Origin of the sequence: Thalassotalea loyana, assembly GCF_030161435.1 — a bacterium.
GTDB lineage: Bacteria > Pseudomonadota > Gammaproteobacteria > Enterobacterales > Alteromonadaceae > Thalassotalea_G > Thalassotalea_G loyana.
Genome location: NZ_BSSV01000001.1, coordinates 555,457 through 569,341 on the forward strand (window position 1 = coordinate 555,457; position 13,885 = coordinate 569,341).

4 protein-coding genes are annotated in these 13,885 nt (G+C 41.8%); 3 read left to right on the top strand and 1 reads right to left on the bottom strand.

Annotated features, from left to right (window positions below; genetic code table 11):
• Nucleotides 1-34: 34 nt before the first annotated feature.
• Nucleotides 35-2,815, bottom strand: coding sequence for a pullulanase-type alpha-1,6-glucosidase (gene pulA / locus QQK05_RS02460; protein ID WP_284295792.1), 2,781 nt, complete (start codon nucleotides 2,813-2,815; stop codon nucleotides 35-37).
• Between the two features lie 422 nt (nucleotides 2,816-3,237).
• Between pulA (QQK05_RS02460) and QQK05_RS02465 the strand changes: the two genes are divergently transcribed.
• From QQK05_RS02465 to QQK05_RS02475, 3 genes are all read left to right on the top strand, one after another.
• The gene (locus QQK05_RS02465; protein ID WP_284295793.1) at nucleotides 3,238-6,147 is read left to right on the top strand and encodes a TonB-dependent receptor; all 2,910 of its coding nucleotides are present in this window, start codon (nucleotides 3,238-3,240) and stop codon (nucleotides 6,145-6,147) included.
• A 39-nt stretch (nucleotides 6,148-6,186) separates the two neighbouring features.
• A complete protein-coding gene (pulA, locus tag QQK05_RS02470; protein ID WP_284295794.1) occupies nucleotides 6,187-10,485 on the top strand; it encodes a pullulanase-type alpha-1,6-glucosidase in 4,299 nt (1,432 codons plus the stop codon).
• A 569-nt stretch (nucleotides 10,486-11,054) separates the two neighbouring features.
• On the top strand, nucleotides 11,055-13,811 hold the full coding sequence (locus tag QQK05_RS02475; protein ID WP_284295795.1) for a TonB-dependent receptor: 2,757 nt from the start codon (nucleotides 11,055-11,057) through the stop codon (nucleotides 13,809-13,811).
• Nucleotides 13,812-13,885: the final 74 nt, after the last annotated feature.

A 13,885-nucleotide genomic window follows, 5' to 3' on the forward strand; every position in this document is an offset into this window, starting at 1 on the left:
ACGTGCTCGCAATATATATTGCAAGCAACGTCATTTATTTAACAAAAACCGTGGTTGTCAGCGCTGGAACCGTAAATTGATTAATGCTCGTTACACTGTCTTTGGCAGTGCTATCTTTACTCGCGGTTAAAATAGGGTGTAGAGCAAACGCTTCGGCCCCTTGGTATTCAAAACTCACAGGCGTGCGATTAGCGTTGAATAGCACAACGATTTCTGAATATGGAGAATCGTTGTTGTCTGCTTTCGTTAATCGCATCACAATCAGTCCGTCTTGTTGCTTGGGCCCTGTATTCATAAAGCTCAATTGATTTATGATGGCTTGCTCAGTCGTTAGCCTAAATAAGTCTGATGAGCTTCTGATTTTTAAAAAGTCATGAAACATCGCTGAGGCTAACGCTATATCTTCTGGTGTCGCACGATCTTTGCCATTGTTAGTGCGAATTATCTTGCTAATCAGAGGCCAGTTTTGTTGATCTTTTTCTGCTGGTGGCAGGCCAACGTGATAGTTGTTATTTTGCTTGGAAAAGTCGACATAGTTAAACCAGTCTGAGTAGTCATAACTATCGCGTAAGTATGATTTAGAGCGCAATAATTCAGATCCCATATGAAGGAATGGAATGCCTTGTCCCAACATCACATAAGTTAAGCTTTGCATATGCATGCGCACTCGTTCTGCGCGATTAACTGAGAAGTCAGTGCGATACTGATTATTATCCCACAGGGTTTGGTTGTCATGCTTTGAAACATAGTTCACGGTATCTGCAGGATCTAACGCATAGCCCGTTGGTTGATCGCCATAAGGTACGTCTTTACCCAACACTGTTTCGCCCGTTTTAAGGGTGATAGGATAATTAGCTAAATTGCCGGCTAAACCAATGCGTGTTTGATCTAGCAATAATTGATATTCAGGTGCGCCAGGTTCACTTTGAAGTTCGTTGTTGATGGTCCCTAAACCATTACCAATCCCTTGATTTCGACGAATGTCATTACCGGAAACACTAATGCCAGGACCTCGGACGGCGTCACGTAACCTGTCTGAGAATGTGCCTATTTCTGTGCCAGCAAGCTCTAATTGGGTGGCTTGAACGAACTGTTTGTTGTTAACAACTTCACCGAAGTTCCAGCCTTCACCATAGAAGTAGTTGTCACTATCAACAGCATGAACCGCGTCACGTGCTTTGAGCATTGACGATTTTGGCTGATGACCCATTAGGTCGAATCTAAAACCATCTATTTTGTATTCTTTTGCCCAAACAACCAAGGAATCAATCATGAGCTTTTCCATCATGACGCGTTCTGTAGCCGTGTTGTCACAACAAGTTGATTGTTCAATTTCACCGGTGATTGGGTTTAAGCGGTGGTAGTAGTTAGGTACGATCTTATCTAGCACTGCTGTCGGCTCTAAACCTGCTTGATGCGTGTGGTTATAGACAACATCCATAATAACTCGAAAACCCATGTTATGGATGTTTTGAATCATTTGGCGAAACTCAATTATACGCGCTTTTCCTTCAGGGTTTACCGCATATGAGCCTTCTGGAACTGTGTAGTGAAACGGATCGTAGCCCCAGTTGTAGTTGTCAAACTGACGTAATTCAGAGACTAAATGTTGTGCATCGTTAGATAAAGGATCGAAGCTTGTTAACACCTCAGATAAGCTTAACTCAGGCGAAAACTCCTTAGAACAAATACTGACTTCAGGTCTTGATTCACAGACTTTTGCCACACTATCCGTTAGCGCAAATGCAACATCTATTTGCTCATTCACTGTTCCAATATCAAATGTTGGTAATAAATGAATGTATGTGAGTCCTGCTTCTCTCAACGATTTTATGTGGTTAATACCGAATGAATTAGTTTCACTAAACGCGCCATATTTACCTCTATTTTTCTCGTTGGCTAAGCGTTTTTCAGCAGCACTGAAGTCACGAATATGAAGTTCGTAGAAAATAGCGTCTTCTTTATTTTTCAATACATTGTCTTGTTGTTTTAGCCAACCTTGAGGCTGAGTAGAGGGTTCAGACAAGTCAATGATTTGTGAGTGCTCACTGTTGGTTGAAAGGCTTAAGGAATATGGGTCTGTTGTTGTGAATGATTCTACTTTTTGAGTCAGCGGGTGATAGGTTTCAATCTCATACTGGTAATAGTAACCATCAAGGTTTTTTGCAAATGCTACGTGCCAAATACCTGTGCTGTCATCAAGTGACATTGGGGTTGATTCAATCAAATTTTTGCTTTGATCAAATAACTTCACTTTGATGTTTCTTGCAGTGGGTGACCAAAGCTTAATCGTTGTGCCCGAAGCCGATAATGTTGCACCCAAATCAGCTACGTCATCCGCGTCATTTTTACCACGGGTGTATAGCTCGTCGATGACATAACTTGTTTGAACATGATGGAGTGAATCTAGTTGGCCATTTTGTATTCCTGTAATCGCAATACGCCCTTTTAGCATTTGTTTAATGGTTTCATCAGCCACGTTTACTTCATATGCTTGGAAATCTTTTAAGTGTGGGTATTGGGTTTGTAAGTCTGCTGGAAAAGCTGTTTTTCTCAGTGGGTAGCTGACAAGTTCTCGATTAGTTTGGCCAGCGATATCCAAAGGGATTTCTACCAAAGAGAGTTCATTCGCTACGGACGCCGGTAAAACGATGATCTTGCGTGTTAGCCAATGACCAGAAAAGTCAGTTTTGGCTTGATCAACAGCCGCTTTTGACAAGGTTAAAGATGACGATAGAGAAGTCGATTGCTGTGGCTGATCTTGGCAGGCCATCAGTACGGCACAAGAAATTAAACTAGTGAGTAAAACACGCATACAAAGTGCTCAAATTTATTATTGATGAAAAGTTTATTTAATCTAGCGATTTAAATCGTTAATAAGAAGATAGCTCATTCGTTATGCATACGTATTCAAAAAATGCAGTGTTAATGAAAAGTTAATTAAGAAAATTTTCTATCAATTTCTGTTTGATTTCTGTCCACTCTTGCTTTGTCTAGTTTGTAGACTGTTTTCGAGTAATTACTCTTGTTTGGTTACCCTATTGCTATGATAAATAATCGAATTGTTCTTCTTTTATTAGGGTTTTTGAATACGTATGCAATCGATAGGTGATCTCTATTTAGTTTCATAAAGTGGCTAATGGCGTTTGTTTTTTAAACGTTCAAAGCGTGTTTAATAAAAACTAAAAGCTGGCGCAACAGCCAGTAAATTACAGAGAGTAATCTGGGGAAGATAACATGTTTAAACCAAGCAAATTATCGCTTGCATTGTTGTCGTGTGGTTTGTTTTCAGTCGGTGGTGCTATAGCCCAATCTGCTGAACCAAATCAGGCGGCACAAGGGGCGAATGATGCCCAAGAAGATCAAATAGAAGTGATTGAAGTCACCGGCTTTCGAAAGTCTCTAATCGATTCCATTAACGCTAAACGTTTTGCTGATACAGTGACCGAACAATTGTCGGCTGATGATTTAGGTGCATTACCTGATGTCTCGATGGCAGATGCACTAACACGATTACCGGGTGTGTCAGCTGTGCGTACTGGTGGTCAAGCGGCTGAAATCAATATTCGTGGTATGGATGGAGGATTTGTATTCTCCACACTAAATGGGCGTGAACAAGTTTCAACCAGTGGTAGCCGTAGTATTGAGTTTGATCAGTACCCATCTGAGTTAATTTCTCAAGCCGCTGTTTATAAGTCGCCTAAAGCATCATTAATCGAAGGTGGTGTTGCTGGTACCGTTGAGTTAAAAACAGCAAGCCCGTTGAGTATTGACCAAGATCACAAATTCAATATAAACGCGCGTGGCATGTATAACGACCGCGCCAGCGAAGTACAAGATGCCAATGAGTTTGGCCATCGCTTTAGCTTTTCATATCAAGGCAAATTTCTTGATGAAACCTTTGGGGTATCGCTAGGCTATGCGCGTTTGTTCCAACCTAGTGTCGCTACACAGTTTATTGGCTTCGCATACAATGGCGTTAAGGACATCGATTTAGTCGAGGGCGATGTAAACGGCCCAGTTTATGATGATGGCAGTGCTAACCCTGAACGCGATATTGACAAAGAGTACATTTCGGAAGGTTTTGAACTTCAACACTTAGGTGGTGAAGAGACGCGTAACGGCTACGTTGGTGCGATTGAATGGGCACCGCGCGACGATTTTAAATTGCGCGCTGATGCATTTGTCTCAAAGTTTGATAGTGAAACATTTGCACGTGGTTTTCGCGTAAAGTTTGGTGGTGAAAACGCGGCTTATGCAAATCCAGTTATTGCTGAAAATGCCATGATTGGTGGTACGGTTAATCGAACCACTAAGAGCTTTACACGTGTTGAGACGGTCAATGATGACAACCAAGATTTTGATGAAATCCAAAATTATGGTTTAAATCTACAATGGCAATTAACGGAAAATCTGAGCGCCGATATGGATGTGTCCTATTCAAAAGCGACCAATGATTTTCGTAATGGTCTACTTTGGGCGTTGGTTGCTGAAGATGCCAATGCCGAGACACCGGTGTTTGATACCAATGTGTCGCTATCTTATTTGTTAAACGGTTTAGACTTACCTGACGTTGGCTTTAATCAAGCCGATGCGTTTACCGACATTAATCGCCTGATGGTGAGTAAATATGGTATCTATCCTTTCCAAAATGAAGATGAATTAAAGGCGGTTCGCTTAGATCTTAAATATGAGCTAGATAATGATTTCTTTAGCTCAATTGAGTTTGGTGCTCGCTATTCAGAGCGTGATTACAGCAATGATAGATCGTTGTATCAGTATGGTGATGATGGTGCGTTTTCCTCTCGTGAGGGACCACTTCGCTTAACTGAAGATATGGTTGAAGTTGTGAATTGGGAAGGCGATTTTTCTTATTTCCCTTCTTACTTAGCAATCGATCTGGATCAGGCGCTTGCTGCTTGGTTCCCAAATGGTATTCCACAGCCCGTCCAAACTTGGGGGGCTAACGCTGATGGTGAAATTGACAACAATTCATCATGGTCGGTACTGCAAAGTGGTGAAGTATTTGAAAAAGTGACGTCTGCCTATGTGATGGCAAATATCGATACTGAAATTGCTGATATTCCGGTGACGGGTAATATTGGTATTCGTATGGTTGATACCAACCAATCATCTACCGTTTACGAATTTGTAGGTGGTGATGTTGCGGCTGGTGCTGTACCAATTGTTGATGAAGTTGGGTTGATTAACTCGGATTATGCCTTCAAGCGTTTGGGTTTAAAATATACCGACTATTTACCTTCGGTAAACTTGAACTTTAGAGTCACCGACAATGATCAAATCCGCTTTGCGGCGGCAAAGGTCATGTCGCGCCCTGAAATCAATCGCTTGGTTTCAAACTTAAGTACTAATATCAACGATGACGGTGAAATTTCGGGTAATAGTGACAATAACCCTTTCTTAAAACCATTCTATGCAAATCAATATGACATTTCATATGAGCGTTATTTTGAAGAAACTGACGGCGCTTTCGTTGCTGCATTCTTCTATAAAGACATTGAGTCTTTTGTTCAAACGCTACCTATTTACAATTTTGATTTTAGAGCAAATGGTTTTTACGTACCTGAAACGATTGTTGATGAAGAAAGTGGCGTGCCTGTTACTGTTGACCCAGTAGGTACATACACGACGGCTATCAATAATGAAGAAGGCGGTAGCATTAAAGGTATTGAACTTGCGTATACGCAAATATTCTCAATGTTGCCTGACTTATGGTCTGGTTTGGGCTTAAACATCAGCTATTCATATACGAAGAGTGAAGTTGAATTCTTTACCGACTTAGGTGGTGCTACACGAAGTCAATCACTACCGGGTTTATCTGAGAATGTGCTTAATGCCACATTATTCTGGAACTACAAAGATTTCGAAGCACGTGTTAACACTCGTTACCGTTCAGAGTTTGTTTCTGAGCAATGGGGTGTAAACGAGCAAGTCGTGAACTTCGATGATGAAATTGTTGTTGATATGCAAGCGTCATACGATGTGACGGAACAGTTAAGCGTGTTATTCCAAGTGAATAACTTAACCGATGAACCAACTCAAAGTTACTTTGGGTCGAAACAATTCACCGGAACAACGCAATTCTTTGGTCGCCAATTTTACTTGGGAGCAAATTATGCGTTTTAAGTTTTTCGTTCGTAATTTTAATACTTGGGAGAGTCGCTCATGCTAGCAACAAAAATGATTAAACTACTGGCTGCTGCTTTGCTGACAGTCCTATTAAGTGCTTGTGGTGGTGGCGGGAGTGATGTATCACCGGGGCAAACTTTATTAACCTGTGATGTTCCGCAAGTTCCTGATGCAACAGGGACAATGTGTGTCGATCCAGAACCGCTGCAATGTAAAGCACCACTGGTGCCTGATGCGTTAAACGAAGAGTGTGTGGTTGGTTTCAATGAAAATGCACCATTACCCTCTGTTACACCACAAGAAAACCAAGCGATTTTGTATTACAACCGAGGTGATGTAGGTGCGAGTAATTCGGCCAATGATCCATCTTATGAAGGGTATCGCTTACATACGTGGAACAATGACACATGTGATGCTTATGCACCACCATTTGATACATCGGATTGGGCAAACGGTCATATTCACGATGGTGTCGATCCAAACTATGGCGCTTACTGGATCCTTAATTTGAAAGAAGGCTACAGTGATTGTGCTAACTTTATTATTCATATTGGTACTGATGATGCTGGTAAAGCGCTAGGCTCTAGCGATTTACAAATGCCATTAAACCAAGACGATGAGCGTTTTGTTCGCATGAACTTTACGTTCCACGGTGTACCAACAGTGTTTGAATATCCTGTTGAGTCTTTAGGTTTTAGCGCATCAGGTAATTCGGCTCATTGGATAGATACCAATACATTTGTTTGGAAAGGATACAATGACGGCATAGCAAGCGTGAGGTTACACCACTCAGCTAACGCTGGCATTGATCAGGATGACAATGGCAATATTACCGGTGATACGCTTGAGTTAACGCCTGTTGAACTAACTGATGAACAAAGAGCACTTGCACCGCAAGTAGCCGACTGGCCTGCATTCCAAGGAAACTGGGAAGCAAGTGATGCGAAGCAAGTACTGAAAAATCAATTACTTGTAGTAGGTTATGATGCTGAAAGTAAGCCTGCGTTAGCAACGGGTGTTCAAGCAGATAAAGTCTTAGACGTTTTATATACGCAAGGCGACGCTGATGCAGATGAAGCGCAATTAGGTCCGGTATACGATAATGGCGATATCTCGGTAAATTTATGGGCGCCAACGGCGCAAAATGTCGCTCTTGTTGTGTTTGATGCCAACAAAACGCAAACGAGTCGTCATACCATGACAGAAGATGCTGAAACAGGTATCTGGACATACACCGGTGACGCTTCGTTAGATAGAGCATTTTATCAATATGAAGTAACTGTGTACCACTATCAAACACAAGCGGTAGAGGTACTGACCGTTACTGATCCATATTCAGTTAGTTTGTCAACAAACGGTATGTATTCACAATTTGTCAATTTAGCTGATGAAGACCTTATGCCAGCTGGCTGGGATAGTCATGATATTCCTACAGTTGCTAATATCGAAGATGCGGTAATCTATGAAGGTCATATTCGCGACTTTAGTGCACGTGATATGAGTGTTTCAGAAGAAAATCGAGGTAAATACAAAGCATTTACTGAAGTTGATTCTGCTCCAGTTCAGCACTTACAAAAGTTAGCTGATAGTGGTATGACGCATTTTCATATGCTACCTGCTAACGATATCGCTACGGTTAACGAAGACCCATCAATGATTGTAGATATCACCGACACGGTTGGCGATTTATGTGCTCAAAATGCCAATGCGCCAGTGTGTGGAGTTGAGTCTGATGATGCTGTTTTGGCTGATGTATTAGCGAGTTACTCTCCGTATACGAACGATGCAGCTATGCTTGTTGATGCGATGCGCAATTTAGATAGTTTCAATTGGGGTTACGACCCTAAGCACTTTAACGTACCAGACGGTATCTACGCATCAAATCCTGACGGTGTTGCGCGTATTATTGAAATGCGTGAGATGATTCAGGCGTTACACAATACTGGTCTTCGTGTCGTTCTTGATGTTGTCTACAACCATACCAACTCTGCCGGCACTTACGATAATTCGGTGTTAGATAAAGTTGTACCGGGCTATTACCACTCGCGTGATATTGAAACGGGTAGTGTGATTCAATCTACATGTTGTAACGATACAGCGTTAGAACATCGTATGATGGATAAGCTGATGGTGGATTCGTTAGCGCTTTGGACCGAGCATTATAAGTTTGACGGTTTTAGATTTGACATTATGAGTCACGGCTCAAAAGATCAAATGTTAGCCGCACGTGATGCAATTCAGGCCATTGATGAAGACAATTACTTCTACGGTGAAGGTTGGAATCGTGATGACCGCGGCTTTGAGCAAGCGAATCAGTACAATATGGCGGGTACCGAAATTGCGACATTTAATGACCGTATCCGTGAAGGTATTCGTACCGCAGAAATCTTTAGCAATAATACTGAAGAAAATGGTCCATTAATTAAACAAGATATCGTAAAACTTGGCCTTGCAGGCTCTTTAGCTGATTACGTTTTAGTTAACTACAATGGAGTTGCGAGCACAGGATCGGCATTTTCGCCAAATATGTACGCGCTAGATCCGGCGGATAACATTAACTATATCTCTAAACATGACAACGAGTCGCTTTGGGATCAACTGCAACTTGAGTTACCTGCAGGATACTCATTGGAAGATCGAGTAAGGATTCAAAATGTTTCTCACTCGATTATCTTGCTATCGCAGGGTATTCCGTTCATGCAATTAGGCGGTGATTTCCTTCGCTCTAAGTCATTAGATAGAAATACTTATGATGCAGGTGATTGGTATAACCTTGTTGATTTCTCAATGGAAACGAATAACTTTAATGTGGGTTTACCATTGGACAAAGGTGGCCGTGCGGACGATGACCTAGTAAGTATTGCATCAAGTGCGTTAAATCAGGTCGGCATGTCAGACATGATGTTTGCATCGGATGTGTTTAATGAATTTCTACAAGTTAGAACATCTAGCCCACTCTTTAAGTTAACAACAGCGCAAGACATTATTGACCGTATTGGCTTTCACAACATCGGCAAAGGTCAAACGCAAGGCTTAATTGTCATGAGTATCGATGACGGTGTAGGTGTTGAAGATCTTGATCCAGCAAACGATGCGATTGTTGTTGTGATTAATACAAGCGAAAATTCAGTGAGTCATACAGTATCTACCGCTGCTGGCTTTAGCTTACACCAGACGTTAGCGAACTCAGTTGACAGCCGTGTTGCAAGTTCAAGCTTTGACGCAGGCGAAGGTGAAGGTACATTTAATGTACCTGCATATACGACAGCCGTATTTGTTAAACCTCAGGGTGATAACCAAGGTGATGGCTTGCTGGCTACAGCAACGTCAGGCGCGCCAGATGTTGAGCCATATGGTGATACAACGGTGTTTGTACGTGGTGAGATGAATGGCTGGGGTGAAGTCGATAGCTTTAGTTATCAAGGTCAAGGTGTTTACCGTGCAACACTTACACTAGCTGCTGGTACATATGGCTTCAAAGTAGCGTCAGGTGATTGGGCAACGGTTAATCTAGGTGCTCCTGCTGGATCAAATGAAGTTGTCGTCGGTGAAGACTTTACATTGCTACCAGGTAGTAATGACAACTTATCAATTACCATTGATAAAGAGGCGACATATGTTTTCACATTGGATGCATCAGATACTAACAATCCAGTATTACATGTGCGTGATCAAGAAGCCTTTGCAGACACAACGATTTTTGTGCGAGGTGGCATGAATGGTTGGAGTGAAGATAATCCATTTACTTACATTGGTGATGGTCGATACTCAGCCACTGTGTCAATAGCGGCGGGGACACATGACTTCAAAGTTGCCTCGGCAGATTGGGCGACAGTCAACCTAGGAGCTCCAGCTGGCGATCGAGAAGTGACCGCTCGTAATGAAAAGCTATTGGTTCCTGGGAGTAATGATAACTTCTACATGGAATTTGCGGCTGGTGATTATACCTTCATTGTAGATACTACCGATATCAATGCGCCAACGTTAACGGTTTACAGCGCGGAAATGTTTGGTGCAACTACCGTGTATATTCGCGGTGGAATGAATGGTTGGGGAGAAGTTGACGCCCTAAGTTACGATGGAGACGCTACCTATAGTGTTGAGATTGATCTTACGGTAGCGAACCATGAATTCAAAGTTGCTTCGGGTGATTGGTCTACGGTTAACTTAGGCGGCGACGATGGTGCGAGTGCGGTTAGCTTAGATAGCCCATATCGTTTAACTCAAGGTTCAAATACGAACTTAACAGTTGATATTGCCGAAGCTGGTACGTATATCTTTACGGTGGTTGGCCCTAACCCAGAGAGCCCAACAGTCACTATTACTAAAAAATAAGTTTTAGTGCAAATACTCAATTCTCAAGGCGCTCAATAGAGCGCCTTTTTTAATCCATTTTTTGACTAAATCTTAAGCGCATTCCCCCGTTTTTTTGCATACTGGTTAAGGATTGAACAACTTCCTGTTAACACCTGTAATCACTGCATACGTATTCAGATTGCGTGTCATATTGCTGAAAGTCTGTTGTGATAAGTTACATTTTTTGAAAACTTATTATGATTGTTTATTGAGCTTTTTAATTCCGATCTTTTTTAAGTCCTTGAATTTGGTGAACTGGAAGTGGTTATGAAATCTTCTAACGGTATTTTGAATGTTTTTTTCACCAAAATTTGTCGTTATTTGTATTTCTCTATTACGCTTAAAGAGTTTCTACATCTAGGAAACATTTGCGGTTACAAAATGATGAATACGTATGCAAACAGTGTTTTTAGAATGGGCTCGCTTTTATAGTAAGTTGACCGCTTTAATATACACGTAAGCGGATTTCTAAAAATATAATACAAATGTCGTCGCGTCAGCTCGGATGCTGAACAAAATAAAGATAACAAGGACGAAGGGGAGAATATATGTTGAAGTTTAAACCTAGCAAGGTAACGCTTGCTATGCTTTCTACTGGCTTAATGGCAATGGGTGCTCCTGCACTAGCAGCTCAAGACAGCCAAGCAAAAGAACAAGAAGTTGAAGTTATTACGGTTACGGGTATCCGTGGTTCTTTACAGCGTGCTCAAGCGATCAAGATGAGCACAGACAACATCGTCGAAGTAATCTCTGCAGAAGACATCGGTAAATTACCAGATACATCTGTAGCAGAATCTTTATCTCGTTTACCAGGTGTTACAGGTGAACGTCGTAACGGTCGTACTAGTGGTCTTGCTGTTCGTGGTTTTAATGAGAACTACGTTGGTACAACGTTAAACGGTCGTGAAATCTTAGGTATGGGTGATAACCGTGGTGTTGAGTTTGACCTTTACCCGACAGAAATCATTAACAACATCGTTGTTTACAAATCTTCAGAAGCAGGCCTTACGACACAAGGTATCGGTGGTACTATCGATATGCAAATGGTTAGTCCGCTAACTGCTGAAAAAACAATGACGTTCAATGCATCATACGAACAAAATGGTGAAGACGCAGGTAACCCTGATTACGATAACAATGGTCACCGTTTATCATTCAACTTCGTAGACAAGTTTGCCGACGATACAATTGGTTTAGCATTAACTGTTGCGAACCAAGAAACTCCTCGCCAAGAAAATCAATTCCGTGGTTGGGGTTACGCTGATTCAAGCCAAGCTCCAGGTGCAAAAATCTTAGGTGGTCATGACTCTTACACGCGTTCAGCTTTATTAGAGCGTACATCAGTTGCTGGTGTTGTTGAGTGGGCGCCAACTGACCGTTTAAAAGTTAAATTAGACGCGTTATACATCGACTTTGAAGAAAACGATGTAAAACGTGGTTTAGAAGAAGGTGGCGCTGAATGGGGTGCTCCTAACCACACTGCTGGTCCTGTTGAAAACGGCTTAGTAATGAGCGGTGAGTTCGACGGTTTCCATTCTGTTATCCGTAACGACGGTTTAAGCCAAAAAGCTGAATTAAACAGCTTAGGTTTAAACGTAGAATACGCTTTATCTGATAACTGGACATTAGATCTTGATTACTCTGCAAGTGATGTAGAAAAAGACTTAATCGACGTTGAAAGTTACTCAGGTACTGGCCGTGCTGGTATTGATGGCCGACCTACTATTGCTCGCTCATGGCAGCAAACTTCAACGGGTGCTATTTTCGGCGCACATTCAACGTTATCTACATTAGATTACACAGATCCAAACCTAATCCGTTTAGCTGGCCCTCAAGCATGGGGTGCTCCAGTAGTAGGTTCTGACGCACAAGATGGTTTCATTAACCGTCCTGAGTTTGATGAAGAGTTAGATGCGGCACGCGTAAGCGTTGAAGGTGTAGTTGAGTGGGGCATCATTTCTGGTGCTGAGTTTGGTTTACACATTTCAGACCGTAAGAAAACAAAAATCAACGAAGGTGATTACTTAACAGCTCCTTCATACCCAGGTGATGAATCAATCCCTCAAGTATTAGGTGTAGCTGACTTAAGCTTTATCGGCATTAACGGCGTGTTAGCTTACGATGCGTTAGGTTTATACCAAAGCGGTTACTACAATGCGACTGAAGCATCATTAGTACAAACTGACCGTTTCGGTGACACTTACACAGTTGAAGAAGACATTCGTACGTTCTACGCCAAGTTTAGCATCGATGCTGAGTTAGGTGATGTTTACGTTACAGGTAACTTTGGTCTTCAATACACAAGCGTAGAACAACAATCATTCGGTTTCTCAACAGTTGAGAATGCAAATGGTTATGTTGAAGCGACACCAGTTGAAGGTAGTGCAGAATACTCTGATTTATTACCAACAATTAACTTAAGCTTCGAAATTGCTGAAAACCAATTTATCCGTACTGCAGCTGGTAAAGTATTATCACGTCCTCGTATGGACCAAATGAAACCAAACAACGTTGCAACATTTGCTTATAACGATGATCAAATTGGTAACGCTAACCCAGAGCGTGGTCCTTGGAGTGGTAACGCAGGTAACCCAGAGCTTAAGCCACTTGAAGCTGTTCAGTTTGACTTATCTTACGAGAACTACTTCTCGCCAGAAGGTTACTTTGCTGCAACGTTCTTCTACAAAGATCTTAAGAACTGGCACCGTTCAAACAATGACCTAGCTGACTTCTCTGATGTTTACATTCCTGAATTACATCAAGATAGCAATGGTAATGCACCAGCAACATTAATGGGTTTTGTTAGCACAGAGCAAGATGGTTTAGAAGGTTTTGTTCGCGGTTACGAATTCCAAACGAGCTTACCGTTTAACATTATGCACGACAGCCTTGAAGGTTTAGGTGTTGTAATGAGTGCTACATTTATCGATGGTGAATTGGATGATGGTGGTCGTATCCCAGGTCTTTCTGAAGAAAGTTACTCATTAACGGCTTACTATGAAATCAATGGTTGGGAATTCCGTATCGCTGGTACAAAGCGTGATGAATTCTTAACAGAAACACGTGGTTTAAGCTTAGCGCTTGAAGAAACTGAAGACTTAGGTGGTCAGTTATGGGATGCGCAAATTAGCTACGACTTCAGCGAGTCTAGCATGGAATCATTACACGGTTTACGTGTGAGCTTCCAAGCGCAAAACTTAACAGACGAAGACACAGTTCAAGCTGAGGCTGTTGACTCTCGTCAGATTACTAAGTACCAATCTTTCGGTGCTAACTACATGTTAAGCATGAACTACGAGTTCTAATCAACTCGTTCTGAATATAAACCTGCCAGGCGACTGGCAGGTTTTTCTTTATAGACAGTTTGTTTTTCACTAAA